Source organism: Allosphingosinicella sp. (assembly GCF_036402135.1).
Classification (GTDB): domain Bacteria; phylum Pseudomonadota; class Alphaproteobacteria; order Sphingomonadales; family Sphingomonadaceae; genus Allosphingosinicella.
Genome location: NZ_DASWTN010000041.1, coordinates 47011 through 66016 on the forward strand (window position 1 = coordinate 47011; position 19006 = coordinate 66016).

Below are 19006 nucleotides of genomic sequence, written 5' to 3' on the forward strand. Positions count from 1 at the left end.
AGGCTGCGACATAGGCGGAGAGTTTCGCGGGCGCAACCCCGTTGCTCGCAAAAGCGGCAGAGCCTAGGGACGAGCCATGTTTCGTGCCCTTGCTCCTACCCTGCTGGCCGCACTTCTCGTTGGCGGCTGCACTCAGCAGGGCAGTTTCCCGTCGCTTCGCCCCCGGGCGGTGGAGCGGCTTACGACCGACGAGCCGGTGCGGCCTGTTCCGGTCGTTGCCGCAGACGCGGGACTTGAGGGGCAGGTCTCCGGGCTACTCGCTGATGCACGGCGCGGTCAGGCAGAATTCGAAAGCCTGCTTGGCCCAACGCGGGCTGTTGTAGGACGAGCAGGCAGCGCTGGTACGGATAGCTGGGTTGAGGCGCAGCAGGCGCTGTCGCGGCTGGAGGCGGCGCGGGCGCTGACGGTGACGGCATTGGCCGAGTTGGACAGGCTATCGCTGGAGCGGGCCGGGCAGCCGACGAACAGCGCTCAATATGGGGGCCTCGTTGAGGCCGTGGAGAGCGCGGCCGGTCTTGCAGAAGCACAGCAGGCGGAAATCGACAGGCTCCGGCGCGCGATCAGCGGCTGAGGGCTTCTCGATGCGCCTTGGCTAACGCGACATAGTGCGCGATGCCGGCGAGCATCCCCTCCAGTTCCTCGTCTGTGAGATCGCGCACATATTTGGCGGGGCGGCCGGCCCAGAGCTGGCGCGACGGGATCCTCTTGCCGGGCGTGAGCATCGCGCCCGCCGCAAGCATGGCATCGCTTTCAATCTCGCAGCCGTCCATCACGATCGAGCCGAGGCCAACGAAGGCGCGATCATTGAGGATGCAGCCATGCACCATCGCCAGATGGCCGATCAGCACCTCTTCGCCGATGATCGTCGGATGCCCCTCCGGCGCGCCGGGTTTGGGAGAGTCGACGTGGATGACGCTGCCGTCCTGGATGTTTGTACGGGCGCCGATGCGAATTCGGTTCACATCGCCGCGGAGCACGCAATTGTACCAGATGCTGGCTTCCGGCCCGACTTCGATGTCGCCGATCAGCCGCGCGCCGGGCGCAACGAACGCGCTGGGGTCGACCTGCGGCGTGCGGCCGCCGAAGCTTATGGTCTCCGTCCCTGCCATTCGTCCTTCCTGATCACGTAGACGATGACGGGCGTCTCCGCCCATTCCGGCCCTTCATAGTCGAGGTCGTGCCGGCGGGTCATGCCGAGCCGCTCCATCAGGCCCCAGCTCGGCTCGTTGCCGATTACCGTCAGCGCCACCACCTGTTCAGCCCCGATCCGGTCGAATGCGAAATCCAGCGAGGCGATTGCCGCTTCCTTGGCATAGCCTTGGCCCCAAGCGTCCTCGCGAAGGCGCCAGCCCACCTCATATTCGCCGCAGACGGGACTTCCTTCATCGTCGGCGGTCTTGATGCCGCAGAAGCCGAGCAGCTCGCTGTCGGCCTTGCGCTGGACGACCCAGAAGGTGAAGCCCCTCTCCTCCTGCCACCGCATCATCCGTTCGCGGATGCGCTGCCGGAGGACGTCCGCCGGAGGGACACCGCCCAGCCATTGCATGACCGCAGGCGTGTTGGTGTGCCGGATGAACGGCTCGACATCCTCCTCCCGCCAGTTGCGGAGGATCAGGCGCTCGGTCTCGATCACGGCCAGAAGTCCTTCAGCAGCGGGAGGATGGTCGCGTAATCATCCGACCAGCCGTCGAAATCTTCGGCCTGATTGACGTCGTACCAATCGTGGCCAAGCGCCTCGCTGTAAGAGACGAGCCGCGTAAGCGCCGCGGGATCGCGGGCGAGCGCAACCCAGACCGAGCTGTGCAGCGTCTGTCCGCGCTGCAGGCGGTCGTCGCGGAGCTTAGCGACCCAGCCGCCCGCCTCGGCATTGGCGGCGAGCACCGGCTCCAGGTCGATATAGCGGTTTGAAATATGCATCAGGAGGATGCCGTCCGGTGCCAGTGCGCGGGCGTAGACGTCCAGCGCCTCGTGGGTCAGGAGGTGCATCGGTACGGCGTCGGACGAGAAGGCGTCGACAGCAAGCACATTGAGCCGTCCAGGCGGCTGCCGCGAGAGCGTGAGCCGCGCGTCGCCCAGCACCACCTGCGCCTGCGGCGCGCAGCGGGCAAGGAAGGTGAAGCGGCCGGATTTCTGTGCGATCTTCTGAACCGCCGGATCGATTTCGAAGAAGCGCCAGTCCTGCCCCGGCTTCGCGTAGCAGGAGAGCGTTCCGGTCCCGAGGCCGACGATGCCGATGCGTGCGGCAGGGCCGTAGAAGGCCTCGGCGGCGCTCAAAGCAAGGCCGACGCCGGAGCTGCGGCCGTAGTAGCTGGTGGGCTCGCTCTCGCGTCCCGGCGCAAGGCTCTGGAGGCCGTGAAGCGTCGTGCCGTGGGTGAGCTGGCGGACCTGCTCCGACGGGCGGTCGACGATGGTGTAAATGCCGAAATAGCTGCGGGTGCGGGCATCCTGGACGGAGAGGCGGAGCGTTCCCCAGCCGCCAAAGCCCATCATCAGGGCGGCGAGGCAGACGGCGAAAAGCCATGGGCGGCCGAGGCTGATGATCGCCAGGATGGAGATGAGGATGGTTGCGCCGTTGGTGACGAGGGGCGGCGTCCCGGTACGTAGCCTCTCGTCGGCCACGACGGAGAGAAGCAGGACGAGCAAGGCGATGCCGAGGGATAGCCAGAAGGCCCGGTCACGGTCCGCCCAGAGGCGCCGGAAAAGGCCGAGAAGCGGCGTCTGCGGCAGCAGCAGGGCCGCTGCGAGGATCAGCAGGGGATGCTCGTAGGACCAGTCGAAGATTGCGGGAGCGAGGATGGCGCAGAAGAAGCCGCCGATGACGCCGCCGACCGACATTGCAAGATAAAAGCCGGTGAGCCGGTCGGGCGCTGGGCGGAGGCGGTACATCTCGCCGTGCAAGGTGATTGCGACGACGAAGAGCAGGCTGAGGCCTAATGTCGCGGAGAAGAGCGGGTGCTGCGACCCTTCAGTGAAGGCGAGGCCGCCCGCGATCAGGATGATGAGCGGCGCTAGCTGAGTGATGAACTCGGTCGGGCCGCGGCGGGTGGCGAAGGCGACAACGAAGCTGAGGAGATAGAGGCCCAGCGGCACCACCCAGATGAGCGGCATCGCGACGATGTCGGTGGTGAGGTGGGTGGTGGTCGAGAGCATCAACCCCGAGGGAACGGCAGCAAGCGCTATCCAGTGGAGGACGCGGCGGCGGGACGGCGGCGGCGAGACTTCCTCCCGATGTCGCTCGACGGCGGCGGACGGAATGGTGAGCGCGCAGCCGGCGACGAGGAGGACGAGCAGGGCATAGCCCCCGGTCCAGAGCAGGCTTTGCTGCTGAAGCGTCATCAGCGGCTCGACGACGAGTGGGTAGGAAATGAGGCCTGCAAAGCTGCCGAGGTTGGAAGCGGCATAGAGGGCGTAGGGCTCGCCGCGGGCGCTTTCCAGCGCATACCAGCGCTGCATCAGCGGCGCTTGGGCGGAGACGATGAAGAACAGAGGCCCGATAGAACTCAGCAGGAACCAAGGCACCCAGAGGGCGGGAGAGAAATCGGTCGGCGGCACGGCGGCGCTGAGGCCGATCGGAAGCCACAAGGCGGCGACTGCGAAGAGGGCGAGGTGAAGCCCCGCCTGCCGGCGCGGCCGCATGCGGCCAATCCAGTGCGCGTAGGCATAGCCGCCGAGGAGCAGCGCCTGATAGACCAGCATAGCGCTGTTCCAGACGGCGGGCGCGCCGCCGAGACGCGGTAGCGCCATCCGCGCGATCATCGGCTGGGTCAGGAAGAGGAGGAACGATCCCGTGAGGATCGTCAGCAGGAAGAGCGGCTTTGCGAACCGCTCCCGCCCCTGCGATGCGGCGGCCGCCTCAGCCGTCACGGAGCAGACGCGCAGCCACAGGCGCGTGATAGGTAAGCACACCTGCGCAGCCCGCCCGCTTGAAGGCGGTCAGCGTTTCGAGGATCAGCGCGTTGCGGTCCCCTGCCCCCGCGGCAGCCGCGGCCTCGATCATCGCGTACTCGCCCGACACCTGATAGGCGAAGACCGGCACTTCGAACTGCTCCTTCACCCGCCGGACGATGTCGAGATAGGCGAGCCCCGGCTTCACCATCACGTGGTCCGCCCCCTCGGCGATGTCGAGCGCGACCTCGCGCAGCGCCTCGCCCCCGTTGCGCGGGTCCATCTGGTAGCTTTTCTTGTCGCCCTTCAGCAGCCCCTTGCTCCCTACCGCATCCCGGAACGGCCCGTAGAAGGCGCTCGCATATTTGGCCGCATAGGCCATGATCTGGACGTTGCAGTAGCCTTCCCGCTCCAGCCCCTGTCGGATCGCGCCGACGCGGCCGTCCATCATGTCGGACGGGGCGACAATGTCGGCCCCTGCCCGTGCCTGCACCAGCGCCTGATCGACGAGAATCTTCGAAGTTTCGTCGTTCAACACATAGCCGCAATCGTCGGTGATGCCGTCATGGCCGTCGGCGGTATAGGGATCGAGCGCAACGTCGGTTAGCACGCCGACCTCCGGCACCGCATCCTTCACCGCCCTGATCGCACGGCAGATGAGGTTGTCGGCGTTGAGTGCCTCGCGGCCATCCTCCGTCCGAAGCTCGCGCGGCGTATTCGGGAAGAGCGCCACGCAGGGGATGCCGAGATCCCGCGCCTCGCGCGCCCGCTCCACCAGCCGGTCCACCGACCAGCGGGAGACGCCGGGAAGCGTCGCAATCGGCTCCTCGACGCCGCTTCCATCAGCGATGAAAAGCGGCCAGATGAGATCGGACGGGGTCAGCACCGTCTCGGCGACAAGCGCGCGGCTCCAGGCGGAGACCCGGGTGCGGCGAAGGCGGGTTGCGGGAAAGGAAGCAGCGGTCATGGTGGGCTACGGCTCTAGCGCGCCGTTTCGGCGCTGGAAAGTTCGGAAGGACACCCTTGCACGCTCAGGAGTTAGCGGGAGGTGAGTAGTAGAAGTCCAGTCCCGCGCGAAGCCGTTTTGGTGGTGAACGCGCATTCCCGGCGCGGGCAGGATCTCTTCAACGAAGCCAGAGCGAAACTCGAGATGGCCGGGGTCAGGCTGATCTCCGCCCATCCGGTGCATGACCCGCGAAAGCTCAACGACACGGTGCGGAAAGCCGTGCGGGACGGCGCGCCGATGGTCGTCGTGGGCGGCGGAGACGGATCGCTCTCCTCTACAGTCGACGATCTAGTCGGGCGGGACTGCGTCTTCGCGGTGCTTCCGCTCGGCACCGCCAACAGCTTTGCGCGCACGATCGGACTACCGCTCGACCTCGACGGCGCCATCGATGCCATCGCCAATGGGCAGCGGCGTCGGATCGACCTGGGCGTCATCAACGGCGACTATTTCGCCAATGCCGCGGCCATGGGCCTCTCGCCGATGATCGGGGACACAGTGCCGCATAAGCTGAAGCGGTATCTGGGCCGCGTCGGCTATTTCGTCTGGGCGATCTGGTGCTTCTTCCGGTTCAGGCCGTTCCGCCTGATCGTCGACGACGGCAAAACGGTGAAGCGACTGTGGACGACGGAGGTGCGCATCTTCAACGGCCGCTTTCACGGCGGTGTGGAGCTGACCGAAAGCACCGACGTCGACAGCGGCGACATCGTCGTCCAAGCGGTCACCGGCCGAAGCCTCGCCCGCCTCGCCTGGGACTGGTATGCCAAGTTCTTCAAGCTGAGCTCGCGCGACGCCACGACGATGGAGTTTCGCGGGCAGAGGCTGAATATCGATACGCGGCCGCACCACCGCATTTCCATCGACGGAGAAATCCTCGCGCGGACGCCCGCAGTCGTGGAAGTCGCGGAGCGCGCTATCGAAGTGGTGGTGCCCGCCGAGGCGAGCTAACCGAGCCGCGCCAAGGCCGCCTGTAGCCGTTCCGCTTCCGCCGCTTTCTCCGCGTGGTCGGCGCGGGCTTTTTCCACCGCTTCCGGCTTTGCCTTTTCGACGAATGCCGGATTGCCGAGGCGTTGCGACAGGGAATCCCGCTCCTTCGCCGCTGCCTGCATCGCCTTTTCGAGGCGCGCCTTTTCGGCGGCGACGTCGATCACGCCTTCCAGTGGAAGAACGAAGGTCGCTTCCTCGACGACGATCTGCGCGGCGCCTCCCGCCGGTGCGGCATCGCCGCTGATCGTCTCGATGCGGGCGAGACGCTGGATGGCCGCCTCATGCCGCTGAAGCCGTTCGACCGTACGGGCATCGGCATCGCGGACGTGAAGCGGCAGCTTCGCGCCCGGCGGCACGCCAAGTTCCGTCCGGGCCGCGCGAATGCCGCTGACGAGGCGGATGAGCCAGTCGATTTCCGGTCCTGCCTCCGGATCGAGCGCTCGGGCGTCCGGCATCGGCCATTTGGCCAGGATGATCTCGTAAGGCCGCTCGCCCATCGCATGCCACAGCTCTTCGGTGATGAAGGGCATGAACGGGTGGAGCATGACCAGGATCTGGTCCAGCACCCAGCCGGCGACGATGCGGGTTTCCTCAGCGCCGTCACCCTGCAGCGCCGGCTTGATCAGCTCCAAATACCAGTCGCAGAAGCTGCCCCATACGAAATGGTAGATGGCGTTGGCGCTCTCGTCGAAGCGGAACTCAGCCATGGCGAGGTCGAGCGCCTGCACCGTCTTCACAGTCTCGCCGATGATCCAGCGGTTGACCGGCAGCTCGGCCTTGGGCGGCTCGATCTGCTTCGATGCACCGATGCCGTTGGCCTGGCAGAAGCGGGCGGCGTTCCAGAGCTTGGTCGCGAAGTTGCGATAGCCCTCGATGCGCTTTTCATCGAGCTTGATGTCTCGGCCCTGGCTTTCCAGCGCCGCAAGCGTGAAGCGGAGCGCGTCGGCGCCGTACTTCTCGATGAGGCCGAGGGGATCCACCGTATTGCCCTTCGACTTCGACATCTTCTGCCCCTTGGCGTCGCGGACGAGGCCGTGGAGGTAGAGCGTCTTCCAGGGCTTCTCGCCCATGAACTGAAAGCCCTGCATCGCCATGCGGGCGTCCCAGAAGAAGATGATGTCGAAACCCGAGATGAGGACGTCGTTCGGATAATGCCGCTTCAGCGCCTCGGTTTGCTCCGGCCAGCCGAGGGTGGCGAAAGGCCAGAGGGCTGAGGAGAACCAGGTGTCGAGAACGTCATTGTCGCGGCGGAGCGGGCGGTTGCCGGCTTCCCGCTGCGCTTCTTCTTCGGTTTCGGCGACGAAGACATTGCCCTGATCGTCATACCAGGCGGGAATCTGGTGCCCCCACCAGAGCTGGCGCGAGACGCACCAGGGCTGGATGTTCTCCAGCCAATTGAACCAGGTCTTCTTCCAGGTCTCCGGCACGACGCGGATGTCGCCGGAGCGCACCGCCTCGATCGCGGGCTTCGCCAGCGTCGCCGCATCCACATACCATTGGTCGGTGAGCCATGGCTCGATCACGACGCCCGAACGGTCGCCATAGGGCGTCTGGATGACCCGGTCCTCAACCTTCTCCAGAAGGCCCTGCTCTTCCAGCATCTCCGCGACACGCTTGCGCGCATCGAAGCGGTCCATGCCGATCAGCTCGTCCGGAATGAGGCCGTCCTGCGTCTGCATGACCCGCGCCGCGGCATCGAGCATGTTGAGCATGTCGGCGGCCTTGAAGCCGGCGCGCTTGCCCACCTCGAAGTCGTTGAAGTCGTGGCCCGGCGTGATCTTGACCGCGCCCGATCCAAGCTCCGGATCGGCATGTTCGTCGGTAACGATCGGGATCAGGCGGCCGGTGATCGGAAGCCGGACCTTCCTACCGACCAGATCGCGATAGCGCTCATCCTCCGGATGCACGGCGACGGCCATGTCGGCCAGCATCGTTTCCGGCCGGGTGGTCGCGACCTGGATGAAGCCGGAGCCGTCCTCCAGCGGGTAGCGAAGGTGCCAGAACTTGCCCTGCACCTCCTTCGTCTCGACCTCGAGATCGGAGATGGCGGTGCCGAATTTCGGGTCCCAGTTGACGAGCCGCTTATCGCGGTAGAGCAGGCCCTGCCGATAGAGGTCGACGAACACTTTGAGGACCGCGCGGCTGAAGCCCGGATCCATCGTGAAGCGCTCGTTCGCCCAATCGCAGGAGGCGCCGAGGCGGCGAAGCTGCCGCGTGATCTGGCCGCCTGATTGCGCCTTCCACTCCCAGACATGCTCGACGAAGGCTTCGCGGCCTATGTCGGTGCGACGGACGCCCTGGCTTTCGAGGTTCCGCTCGACCACCATCTGCGTGGCGATGCCGGCATGGTCCATGCCGACCACCCAGAGCGCGTCCTTCCCCTGAAGCCGCGCATGGCGGACGAGGATGTCCTGAAGCGTATTGTCGAGCGCGTGGCCGATATGGAGGCTGCCGGTAACGTTCGGAGGCGGAATGACGATGGTGAAGGGTTCCGCGTCTCCGCGCTCGGGACGGAACAGACCCTTCTCTTCCCAATAAGGATACCAGCGGGCCTCGATTGCGCCCGGGTCGAAAGTCTTCGGCAATTCGCTCATGCGCCGCCGCTTAGACGGGCCGCGCCGTTTCCGCTAGATATGCTTGCCGGTGATGCGGGATATCTCCCGCGTCACCAGTTCCTCGACGATCTCGGGGAGGCGCTGGTCGAGCCAGTCCTTCAGCATCGGCTTCAGCATCTCGCGAACGACCTGTTCGAGCGGGCCTTCACCTGGAGCCGGGAGTGCCCCCTGTTCGCGCATGGCGGCGAGCGCGGCGAGCTTCGACCGGCTCGCCTCGGCAGCATTCTCCGACATGAGCGGCGGCGGCGCGGGGATCGGATCGCTGAGCTCCAGCACATCCTCTTCCTCGCGCACCGGTTCGGCACGCGCTGCGCGGCCGCGCCGTTCGGGCGCAGGCGGCGGCGTTTCTTCGGCAATGACGCGTTTGATGGAGGCCAAAATCTCCTCCATCGAAAGGTCGCGGTTATCCCCCATAATGAGGGCCTTATCGCTTATTGCTCTTCACCTGTCACGGGGGGATTGAGGCTGGAGGCGCCGGCGACGGTGCGGGTGGCGACCGGCTGCGGCGTGCGATCCTGGTTCCAGTCCGACGCCCGCCGCGACACGCGGTTGTAATTGGCCGCCGGATCATAGAGCGGACCGCCGTCGAGGCCGAGATCTTCCGCTTCGGCACGGCCCATTGCGTTCAGTAGCTGGAAGCCGGCGACATAAGCATCGCGGCGCGCGGTGACGAGCTGGACCTGGCTGTTCAGCAGCTCCTGCTCCGCGTTCAGAACGTCGAGCACGTTCCGGGTGCCGACCGTCTGCTCGGCCCGGGTGCCTTCGAGCGCCAGCTGGTTCGCGGCGACGGCGACTTCGTTGGATTCGATCGCCTCGTTGGCTGCCTGCCAGCTCGCGAAAGCCGCGCGGGTGTTGGCGACAATGGACCGTTCCACCGCGACACCCTGCTCCAAAAGCTGGCTCTGCTGCGCCTGCGCCCGCCGGACCTGCGCGCCGACGAGGCCGCCCTGATAGATGGGGATGCGGGCCTGAACGCCGACGCCCGTCTGAGTCTGGGAGTCGCGCGCGTTAGGTCCGAACTGCTCATCAGCGGTGCCGAGATAATCCGTGGCGCGGCCCGAGCCGATCGCATTAACCGTCGGCAGGCGGTCGGCGCGAAGGACGTTCACGTCTAGGCCGGCAGCGCGAATCTGTCGGCTGATCGAAATAAGGTCAGGGTTGTTCTCAAGTGCGATTTCGACGGCTTGGTCAGCGGTGGCCGGCATCGCAGGTAGCGGCGGCGGCGGCTGAAGCTGCCCCGGAACGTCGCCGATCACGCGGACATAATTCTCTTCGCTCGCGGTGAGCCGCCCTTCGGCCTGCTCGAGAGTCGCACGTGCAAGCGCCAGCCGCGCTTCCGACTGGGCGACGTCGGTTCGGGTGAGGTCGCCCACTTCGAAGCGGTCGCGGCTCGCCTGCAGATTGGTCTGAAGTACTTCTACCTGGTTCCGATTCAGGGTGACGATCGAACGGTCACGTATCACGTCATTGTAGGCCGCCACGGCTTCAGTGAAGACATCGCCCTCGGTAGCGCGGAGATTGGCGCGGCCGGCGAGCACCCGCTCGTCCGCCGCTCGAATAGAGTTACGAACGCGGCCGCCGTTGAACAAAGGATAGCTGATGTCGACGCCGGCGTTGAGGTTGCGGCCGTTTCCGCCGCCAGTGCGGGTCAGGTCCTGATTGACGCCTGCGGTCGCCGAAACCTGCGGCCGCCCCTGCGCCCGGGCTACCGCGACATTCTCATCGAGCGTACGAAGCTGCGCTCGCTGACCGGTGATGGTGGGGTTGCTGTTATAGGTCTGGACGAGCGCCTCGCGGAGCGTATCCGTGTCGGTCTGCGCAGCCGCTTCGCCCGCAATCAGTGCGGCGATCGCTGCCGCTGCTAAAAACCCACCCCGCATTACGCCCAACTCCGCTCTTAAAAAGTGAACCCCCGGGGCTTCAGGAACCCCGGAAGGATGGCCGACGCCACGTCCGACACCGGCGCCATTGCAAATCCCGCTCCCCCGCGCCGGCCGATCGCGACCCGCGCAACGCCATTGTCCAGGACCGCCGCAGCCAGCCTGCCGTTTTCGGCGAGCTGGGCGACGATCGGCTCCGGCACGAATTCGACCGCCCCGTCGATCAGAATGAGGTCGTAAGGCGCGCCGGCCTTATAGCCCTTTTCAAGCGGGCCTTCGATGAACTTCACATGAGCGCCGGTGAGCGCGACCTTTGCAGCGGCGGCAAGCGAGGGGTCCTCCTCCACCGCCACAACGGAGGCGACGAGCTCCGCGAGGATCGCGGCGGCATAGCCGGTCGCGGCGCCGATCACGAGCGCGCGGTCCTCCGGCTGCGGCGCGGCCTCGGTCAGCATCCGGCCGAGCGACATGGGATTGTTGAGATCGCGCCCGTTGCCGAGCGGTACCAACGCATCGGCATAGGCCATTGCGACCCGATCCCGCGGCACGAACCCTTCGCGGGGGACGCTTTCGAATGCGGCGATGACGCGCGGGTCGTTCACGCCCGTGGTGCGGAGCGAACTCGCCACCATGGCGCGGCGCATATGTTCGAAATTATGTTCGGTCATCGGGTCCCTGTTTTCGCACAGCCGTATTATTAATGCAATACACTAATGTTCAATACGGCTTCTAGACAGTCGCCGCTCGGACGCCAAGCGCGCTTATGTCCTCTCCGGCCTCTCTAGCCGTTGCGCGCGGAGGCAAATAGAGGGGCAAGACGAAACAAACTGTTCACCGCAGCGGAACAATGGCCGCCTATTGTGTCGGTTTGCAGACTCGCGCTGCTACGCTTCGAACGGAGCCGGAGCGGGTTGACAGAGCAGAGCCGCCCGCTCACATGGCGGCGGCGGCCCGATGGCGGAGTGGTTACGCAGAGGACTGCAAATCCTTGCACGCCGGTTCGATTCCGGCTCGGGCCTCCACTTCAGCCGAAATCATCCTGAAGCGCCAGAAGGGCGAAGGTGGCGAGCCAATGTTCGCCCATATAGTCGCCGCTGACGTGGGGCAGGCTGGCGTCTAGGTGCGCGTCGGCTGCGATCTCCGCGATAGCGCCAAGACCCGGCGTGTCGGCTATGCCGCGCCAGCACCAGGCGCGGCTGAGGTTGAAGCCCTCGAGATGGGCTATCTTGCCGTCGGAGCGGTCGGAGACGTGTGCAGGCCTGAACAGGGAGGCAGGCTCCCCTTCCCTAAGCCTCGGCAGGAATCGCTCAACCCATGGCGCGAAGGCGGCGCCGCCCAGCACTCGGCGCATGCAGAGCGCCTCGACCATGGCCGATGACAGGAATTCGTCGCCGCCCGGCTCCCACGCCTGGCAGTCGCGGTCCTTGCCATAATAGTGAATCGCGCGGCTGCGGATGAGGTCGGCCAGCGCGGTGTCATTCTCCTCCGCCCAGCTGAGCGCGAGGATTAATGCAAAGGCCGTGTTGAAGTGCGTGCCGACGCGGATCGGGTAGGTGAGCCTCGGCAGATAGGAGGCGAAGCGGTCCGCGAAGGCGCGGGCGAGCGGCTCAAGCACCGGCGCCTCCCGGTGCAGCGCCAGCGCCCAGGCCCAGCCGTAAGGCCGCTCAAACCCGCCGGAGTAAGCCCGGTCGAGATAGGCGAGCTCCCCCGCCACCTTCTCCTCGGTCAGCATTTCGTCCACGAGCGCATCGATGCGCTCAGCGGCGGGCGTGTCGGGGAACAGCCGGCGCAGGCGGAGCAGCAGCCAGTAACCGTGGACGCAGCTGTGCCAATCGAAGCTGCCGTAGAAAATGGGGTGCAGTTCGCGGGGCGAGAGCACGTCCTCTGGCCCGTCCATCACATGGTCGAGCTTGTGCGGATATTCCTGCTGCACATGGCCGAGCGCAATCTCGGCGAAGCGCTGGGCGATTTCGGGCGTGAGGCTGTGCTTCATCTAGAATGCCAGGAAGTAGATGAGGAGGATGTTGACGACGAGCAGCGGCAATGCCGTGCCGATCTGCGCCTTGATGACGCCGTTCTGATCCTTGAGCTCCAGCAAGGCAGCGGGCACCAGATTGAAGTTGGCCGCCATCGGCGTCATCAAAGTCCCGCAAAAGCCCGCCAGCATGCCGATTGCGCCCACTACGGCCGGATCGCCATTATAGGTCTGGATCAGCAGAGGCACGCCAATCGCCGTTGCCATCACCGGGAATGCCGCGAAGGCGTTGCCGGTGAGGATCGTGAACAGCGCCATGCCGAGACCGAAGGCGATCACCGCCGGCAGCACCGTGCCTTCGGGAATGACCGTCAGCACCAGCGAGCCTATCGTCTTGCCGACGCCAGTATCGGCAAGCACCAGCCCCAGCGCCGCGAGCATCAGCGGCAGGACCGCCGCCCAACCAACGGCATCGATCAGCCGCCGCCCTTCGTCCAATGGCGCCAGCGGCGGCGGGCGGAGCCAGGCGAAGATGACGCCGAGCGCCAGCAGCACGCCGAGGCAGAGGAGAATGAAAGTCTCGCGGTTCTTCTCGAGCAAGCCCGTCTGATTCAGCGGCGTGTAGAGGTAGAGCAAGGTCCCGGCGACGGCGGTGACGAGCACAACCAGAATCGGCAGGAACAGCCTGTTGCCGTTCCGCTCGCCCGCCGCCGCGCGTTCTTCCTCGCCGGTCGAAGGGGCGCCGCGGCCGATCAGTCTCAGGGTGGCGAGCGCGGCGAGGCCCAGCACCAGGAAGCCGTTCAGGACGTCGCCGAGCAAATGTCCGGCAAGGAGGCTGAGGGCAACGAGGCCCCAGAAGGCGGCATTGCCGAAGCGCTTCGGATTGGTCCTGTCGAACGCGCTTAGCAAAGTCCAAGCGGCGAACAGCGCGCCGACGAGGTAGAAGACGTGCTGGATGGTGATCACGGCCGCGCCCTCCCCGCAAGCGAGCGGTCGAGCATCAGCAGCCTCGCGCCGTGGATGATGAAGGCGGCGATCGCCGTTGGGATGGCCCACACGGCAAGCTCGAGCGGCGACAGGACGATCTCATAGGCTTCAAGCGTCTGCTGGATGAGCACGATAGAGCCGATCGCGAAGAAGATGTCCTCGCCGAAGAACAGGCCGACATTGTCGGTGGCGGCGGCATAAGCCTTCACCTTCTCCCCCGTTTCGTCGTCCACCTCCGTCTGCTTCTCTGCCGCGGCCACCGCCATCGGAGCCACCAGCGGGCGGACGGTCTGCGGATGGCCGGCGGTCGAATGGAGGCCGATCGCGGAAATGATCTGCCGGTAGAGCAGATAGAGGATCAGCAGGCGCCCGGCGGTTGCCGCGCGGAAGCCGCCGATTACCGCCCGCGCCCGCTGCTGCAGCCCGTAGCGTTCGAGGAGGCCGATGACTGGCAATACCACCCAGGGAATGATGATGATGCGGGCGTCGTTGAAGGCCTTGCCGAGCTTGCCGATCACCTCGACGAGATCGAAGCCGGCGAGGAGCCCAGTCGTCAGCGCTGCCGCCGGCACGACCAGCATCGGATTGAAGCGGAGCGCGAAGCCGATAATGACGACGAGGATGCCGAGCAACGGAAGATACTGGTTCATGGCGCTCCGAAGCCTCCCCCGCCCGGCGTTTCAATGACGAACATGTCCCCGGGCCGCATGTCTGCGGAAGCGGTGGCGCCCAGCGTCTCCACCGTGCCGTCCGCGCGCACGACCTGATTGACGCCCGGCTTTGCCGCCGATCCTCCGGCCAGCCCGGCAGGCGGCACTTCGCGGCGGTTGGAAAGGATGCCCGCGCGCATCGGCTCGCGGAAGCGGATGTGGCGTTCGACGCCGTCCCCGCCGCGATGCGCGCCCTCGCCACCCGATCCACTGCGGATCGCGAACCGCTCCAGCAGCACGGGGAAGCGCGTCTCCAATATTTCTGGATCGGTAAGGCGGCTGTTGGTCATATGCGTCTGGACTGCGCTCGCTCCGTCGAAACCGGGTCCCGCGCCCGCGCCGCCCGCGATCGTCTCATAATATTGGTACCGCTCATTGCCGAAGGTGAAGTTGTTCATCGTCCCCTGGCTTGGCGCAAGCGCCTTCACGGAAGCGAAAAGGGCGTCGGTGACGACCTGGCTCGTTTCGACATTGCCCGCGACGACCGCCGCGGGAAAATGCGGGTTCAGTATCGATCCTTCCGGCACCTTCAGAGTGATCGGGCGGAGGCAGCCGTCGTTCATCGGAATGGCGTCGTCCACCAGCGTCCGGAAAACGTAGAGCGTCGCCGCCCTTGCGATGGAATAAGGCGCGTTGAAATTGTTCGGCTGCTGCGCGCTGGTGCCGGCGAAATCGATGATGGCCGAACGGCTCTCGGCATCGACGGTGACGCGCACCGAAATCTCGGCGCCGTTGTCCATCCGGTAGGTGAAGTCGCCGTCGGACAAGGTGCCGATCAGCCGCCGGACCGCCTCTTCGGCATTGGCCATGACATGGCCCATATAAGCGTCGATCACGTCCCGGCCATATTCACCCGCCACTCGGCGAAGCTCGTTCGCGCCGCGGGTGCAGGCAGCAACCTGCGCCTTGAGGTCGGCGATGTTGCGGTCGGGGTCACGGGCCGGCCAGTCGCCGGAGGCAAGAAGGGTACGCATCTCCGCCTCGCAGAAGCGGCCGGCATCGACGAGCAGGAAATTGTCGATCAGTACGCCTTCTTCCTGCACGATCTTGCTGTCAGGCGGCATGGATCCGGGCGCGATGCCGCCGATGTCGGCGTGGTGGCCCCGCGCAGCGACATACCAGGCTGGTTCCTCGCCCTCCTCAACGAACACGGGCATGATGACGGTGATGTCGGGGAGGTGCGTGCCGCCGCGATAGGGCGCATTCAGCACGTAGGCGTCGCCTGGCTTCATGCCCCGTCCGTCGCGACAATCGCCCCGTGCCTCGATGATGGTCCGGATGCTGTCGCCCATCGAGCCGAGGTGCACCGGAATGTGCGGCGCGTTGGCGATCAGGCAGCCGTCGCGGCCGAAGAGGGCGCAGGAGAAATCGAGCCGCTCCTTGATGTTGACCGACGAGGCCGTGTTCTGGAGCGCGACGCCCATTTCCTCGGCAATCGCCATGAAGAGGTTGTTGAAGATTTCGAGCATCACCGGATCGGCCTCGGTGCCGATGGCGCGGGCGGAGGCGCGCGGCTCGGAGCGGGTCAGGATCAGATTGCCAATGCGGTCCACCTCCGCCCGCCAGCCCGGCTCCACTACGGTGGTGGCGGAGGGGTCGATGATGAGGGCGGGTCCGGGCACAATGTCGCCGGGTGAAAGGCTCCCGCGATGCATGACCCCGTTCGTCCCGAGCGAAGTCGAAAGGCGTTGGCGAGGCCGCGCCTCGACTTTGCTCGGCACCAACGAATTGGGGTCGGTCTCCGTACCGGCTCCGACCGCCTCGACGATAGCCGTCTCGACCACCACCGCCGCGTCGGACACGAAGCCGAACCGGGCGCGATGCGCCTCCACGAACGCGGTCTCCATGCCTTCGGACACTTTGACCTCAAGCGAAGTATCGCTGCCCTCGTAGCGGAGCGCCGCTCGCCGCCTGACCTCTCCTGTCGCCACGCCCTGCGCCTTCAGCGCCGCAACCGCTTCAGCTTCCAGCTCCCGAAGGACGCCGTCCAACCCGGCGCCGCCAACGCTGCGCTGGCGAAGCTCGGTCATGTCGGCAAGGCCCATGCCGTAGGCGGAAAGCACGCCCGCCAGCGGATGAATCATCACCCGCTCCATGCCGAGCGCATCCGCGACGAGGCAGGCATGCTGGCCGCCCGCGCCGCCGAAACATTGCAGCGTGTAGCGGGTCACATCGTGGCCGCGGGCAATCGAGATCTGCTTGATCGCATTTGCCATGTTCTCCACCGCGATCCGCACGAACCCTTCGGCGACCTCGCGGGGCGAGAGGCCCGCCTGTTTGCCGATCGCGGCGCAGAGCGCATGCGAGGCCTCCGCGTCGATAGGCTGGTCCCCGCCCGGTCCGAACACGTGCGGAAAATGGTCCGGCCTGATCTTCCCCAGCACCACGTTGCAATCGGTGACGGTGAGCGGTCCTCCGCGGCGATAGCAGGCCGGACCGGGCACTGCGCCTGCGCTGTCCGGCCCGACGCGAAACCGGGCGCCGTCGAAGTGACAGATCGAGCCGCCGCCAGCCGCCACTGTATGGATTTCCAGCATCGGCGCCCGCACCCGGACGCCAGCGACCATGCTCTCGCTGGTCCGCTCATAGGTGCCGGCGAAGTGCGACACGTCGGTGGACGTCCCGCCCATGTCGAAACCGATGATCCTGTCGAAACCCGCCTCCGCCGCCGTCTTCGCCATGCCGACGATACCGCCCGCCGGCCCCGACAGGATCGCATCCTTTCCCTGGAAGGCGGACGCGTCGGTAAGGCCGCCGCTCGACTGCATGAAATAGAGGCGGGTTTCCTGCCCCAGCGCGCTCACCACCCGGTCGACATAGCGGCGCAGCACCGGCGACAGATAGGCGTCGACGACACTGGTATCGCCGCGACCGATCAGCTTGATCAGCGGCCCTACCTTGTGGCTCACCGAAATCTGCCTGAAGCCGATCTGCCGCGCCATCTCCTCCAGCGCTGCTTCCTGCGCGGTCCAGCGCCAGCCATGCATCAGCACGATCGCAAGCGCGCGGAAGCCCTCCTCAAAGGCGCGCTGAAGATCGGCCCTCGCACTTACCGCATTGAGCGGACGCAGGGTTTCGCCCTCGGCGCTCATCCGCTCCTCTATCTCGATTACGCGGCTGTAGAGCGGCTCCGGAAGCACGATCTTGCGCGCGAAGATATCGGGCCGCGCCTGATAACCGATGCGGAGCGCGTCGCCGAAGCCGCGCGTGATGGCGAGCGCCACCGCCTCGCCTTTCCGCTCCAGCAGGGCATTCGTGGCGACGGTGGTTCCCATCTTCACAGACAGGAGCGGCGCCTCGCCATGTTCGCCCATGATGGCGCGGATGCCGGCGACCGCCGCATCCTCATATTGCTCCGGATTGTCGGACAGCAGCTTACGGACGGTCAGCTCGCCCGAAGGCGCCCGCGCCACGATATCGGTGAACGTGCCGCCGCGGTCGATGGCGAACGTCCATCCCTCGGCCGTTGCTGAAAAAGCTTCCACCCCGCAGCGCTAGCCGAGGCAGAGACTGGGCGGCAATAGCGGCCTGCCGGTCAAACGATCTCCACGCCCATATCGCCGAAACGCAGCTTGGCGGTGAGCAGCGCCCGAAAGGCATTGTAGCCGCCGGTGCTCGGGAAATAAGCGTGGAAGAAGAGCTGCGGCGCGCCGTCCAGCCCGGGTGCAACCGAAGGATGGCCGGGGCCCCACCAGCTTCGACTAGACTTGAGGAGCGGCTCCGGCTGCTTCTCGTACGGCCCGAGCGGATGATCCGCGACGGCGACGCCGATGCCGTAGTCCGGCGTGCAGAAGTCGTTGCCCGCGTAGAAAAGCCAGTAGCGGCCCCGCTGCCGGGTGACGAACGGCCCCTCGATCAGATGCCCTTCCCAGTCGAGGTCATTTGCAAGGACGATGGTCGGCTCACCGATGAGTGAGGCGCCGTCCGGAGCCAGACGTTGGGCGCGGATCGGCGTACACATGGCCTCAATGATCGTGTCGGCCTCGCCGCATTCCTCCAGCACCCGCCGCACCTTCGACCATGAAGCCAGCACCGCATCGATCAGCGGCTGCATCAGGAAGAAGCGTTCCATCTGGCGGCGCGTACTCGCCCACGGCTCCACGGCGGCGGCAAAGGCGGCGGCGCGGCGATCCTCGGCCGCATCGAAGAGGGCGGAGATCAGCTCCGGCCGCTCCCGCATCAGCGCGGCAAGCTTAATCGGCCAGATGCCATTCTTATCCTCCTTCCAGAAAAGATAAGGGACGCTGTCCACATCCACGAAGATGTGCGCGTCGATGACTCCGCCAGTTATTAGCGGCCGTCCAAGGTCTTCCCATGGGCCGAGCGGATTGTCGGCCTTCGCCAAGCCTATTGCGAGTGCGCCGGACTTCTCCCGGGCTGTATAGGTCAGCCAATATTCGTTCCCAACACGGGCCATTTCGGGCGCCCAGAAATCGCTGACAAGCAGACCCGTCGCCGCCCACTTCGGGGTCTTCCCGGCCGGAAAAGCGAAGCCTGCTGGCTCCCAGTTCTCAAGGTCCTGCGAATGCAGGATCGGAAAAGCATCGGGCGCGTCGTTGGAAGTGACGGTGAGAAAATAGCCCTCCTCCGTCTTGAGCACCGCAGGATCGCCATAGCCCGAGATCATGCCTGAACTCAGGTTTTCGGTAAGCAGCGGTCGCCAGGCAGGCTCCCGGCCATCGGGCGGAGAAAAGACCTCCGCCTCTCGCATGCCGAAATCGCGCGCCAGTTCCTGGTAGAAGGCCCTGTAATCCTCCTGGCCGGGCCCGGGCAGGCTGTAATATTGGGTTTCGCCGCCGAGTATCGTGACCGCGAAACACGTGCCATCTCCCTCCGGTCGTGCTTCCACTTTAAAGGCTTCGCTCATCGGCATCAGCAAATAAGGGAGGCGCGGCCACGAACAAGCGCCAATGCGGTGCATTCTGATATGAAGGGAACTTGCCTCAGCGAAGCTACGCTGAAAT

Annotated in this window: 15 protein-coding genes and 1 tRNA gene; 3 read left to right on the forward strand and 13 right to left on the reverse strand. The window is 65.8% G+C overall.

Going from position 1 to position 19006, the window contains the following annotated elements:
• Window positions 1–76 precede the first annotated feature (76 nt).
• Window positions 77–571, forward strand: coding sequence for a hypothetical protein (locus tag VGD10_RS11955; RefSeq protein ID WP_331041045.1), 495 nt, complete (start codon window positions 77–79; stop codon window positions 569–571).
• Here VGD10_RS11955 and VGD10_RS11960 read toward each other — a convergent pair.
• The 4 genes from VGD10_RS11960 to hemB are packed head-to-tail and all read right to left on the reverse strand — an operon-like array spanning window position 561 to window position 4852.
• A complete protein-coding gene (locus VGD10_RS11960; protein WP_331041046.1) occupies window positions 561–1109 on the reverse strand; it encodes a gamma carbonic anhydrase family protein in 549 nt (182 codons plus the stop codon). The two genes, VGD10_RS11955 and VGD10_RS11960, sit on opposite strands and share 11 nt — an antisense overlap.
• The gene (locus VGD10_RS11965; RefSeq protein ID WP_331041047.1) at window positions 1088–1633 is read right to left on the reverse strand and encodes a GNAT family N-acetyltransferase; all 546 of its coding nucleotides are present in this window, start codon (window positions 1631–1633) and stop codon (window positions 1088–1090) included. The genes VGD10_RS11960 and VGD10_RS11965 overlap by 22 nt, the downstream gene beginning before the upstream one ends.
• On the reverse strand, window positions 1630–3906 hold the full coding sequence (locus tag VGD10_RS11970) for a fused MFS/spermidine synthase (protein ID WP_331041048.1): 2277 nt from the start codon (window positions 3904–3906) through the stop codon (window positions 1630–1632). Before VGD10_RS11970 ends, VGD10_RS11965 begins: the two co-directional genes overlap by 4 nt.
• Window positions 3854–4852: a porphobilinogen synthase gene (gene hemB, locus VGD10_RS11975; protein WP_331041049.1), complete on the reverse strand. Its 999-nt coding sequence runs from the start codon at window positions 4850–4852 to the stop codon at window positions 3854–3856. The genes VGD10_RS11970 and hemB overlap by 53 nt, the downstream gene beginning before the upstream one ends.
• 123 nt (window positions 4853–4975) lie before the next feature.
• On the opposite strand from hemB, the gene VGD10_RS11980 reads away from it, so the two are divergent.
• Window positions 4976–5836 carry a diacylglycerol kinase family protein gene (locus VGD10_RS11980; RefSeq protein WP_331041050.1) on the forward strand — a complete coding sequence of 287 codons (861 nt, stop codon included), beginning with the start codon at window positions 4976–4978 and terminating at the stop codon, window positions 5834–5836.
• Here VGD10_RS11980 and VGD10_RS11985 read toward each other — a convergent pair.
• The 4 genes from VGD10_RS11985 to VGD10_RS12000 are packed head-to-tail and all read right to left on the reverse strand — an operon-like array spanning window position 5833 to window position 11038.
• A complete protein-coding gene (locus VGD10_RS11985; protein ID WP_331041051.1) occupies window positions 5833–8469 on the reverse strand; it encodes a valine--tRNA ligase in 2637 nt (878 codons plus the stop codon). The genes VGD10_RS11980 and VGD10_RS11985 overlap by 4 nt on opposite strands.
• Window positions 8470–8502: 33 nt before the next feature.
• Complete coding sequence (locus VGD10_RS11990) at window positions 8503–8904, reverse strand: DUF2497 domain-containing protein (protein ID WP_331041052.1); 402 nt, start codon at window positions 8902–8904, stop codon at window positions 8503–8505.
• Between the two features lie 17 nt (window positions 8905–8921).
• On the reverse strand, window positions 8922–10370 hold the full coding sequence (locus tag VGD10_RS11995; RefSeq protein WP_331041053.1) for a TolC family outer membrane protein: 1449 nt from the start codon (window positions 10368–10370) through the stop codon (window positions 8922–8924).
• 17 nt (window positions 10371–10387) lie between these two features.
• Complete coding sequence (locus VGD10_RS12000; RefSeq protein WP_331041054.1) at window positions 10388–11038, reverse strand: protein-L-isoaspartate O-methyltransferase; 651 nt, start codon at window positions 11036–11038, stop codon at window positions 10388–10390.
• A gap of 280 nt (window positions 11039–11318) precedes the next feature.
• Between VGD10_RS12000 and VGD10_RS12005 the strand changes: the two genes are divergently transcribed.
• Window positions 11319–11392: transfer RNA gene (locus tag VGD10_RS12005), tRNA-Cys, on the forward strand.
• 2 nt (window positions 11393–11394) lie between these two features.
• On the opposite strand, the gene VGD10_RS12010 is transcribed toward VGD10_RS12005, so the two are convergent.
• Genes VGD10_RS12010 through VGD10_RS12030 form a run of 5 tightly spaced genes read right to left on the reverse strand, consistent with a single transcriptional unit; the run spans window position 11395 to window position 18909 of the window.
• Window positions 11395–12363, reverse strand: coding sequence for a DUF2891 domain-containing protein (locus tag VGD10_RS12010; protein ID WP_331041055.1), 969 nt, complete (start codon window positions 12361–12363; stop codon window positions 11395–11397).
• Window positions 12364–13311: a DUF979 domain-containing protein gene (locus VGD10_RS12015; RefSeq protein WP_331041056.1), complete on the reverse strand. Its 948-nt coding sequence runs from the start codon at window positions 13309–13311 to the stop codon at window positions 12364–12366. It abuts the gene before it with no gap.
• On the reverse strand, window positions 13308–13982 hold the full coding sequence (locus VGD10_RS12020) for a DUF969 domain-containing protein (protein ID WP_331041057.1): 675 nt from the start codon (window positions 13980–13982) through the stop codon (window positions 13308–13310). Before VGD10_RS12020 ends, VGD10_RS12015 begins: the two co-directional genes overlap by 4 nt.
• Window positions 13979–17527, reverse strand: a complete 3549-nt coding sequence (locus tag VGD10_RS12025; RefSeq protein WP_331041058.1) for a hydantoinase B/oxoprolinase family protein — start codon at window positions 17525–17527, stop codon at window positions 13979–13981. Before VGD10_RS12025 ends, VGD10_RS12020 begins: the two co-directional genes overlap by 4 nt.
• Window positions 17528–17577: 50 nt before the next feature.
• Window positions 17578–18909 (reverse strand): glycoside hydrolase family 43 protein, encoded by a 1332-nt coding sequence (locus tag VGD10_RS12030; RefSeq protein ID WP_331041059.1) that lies wholly within the window; start codon window positions 18907–18909, stop codon window positions 17578–17580.
• Window positions 18910–19006 lie beyond the last annotated feature (97 nt).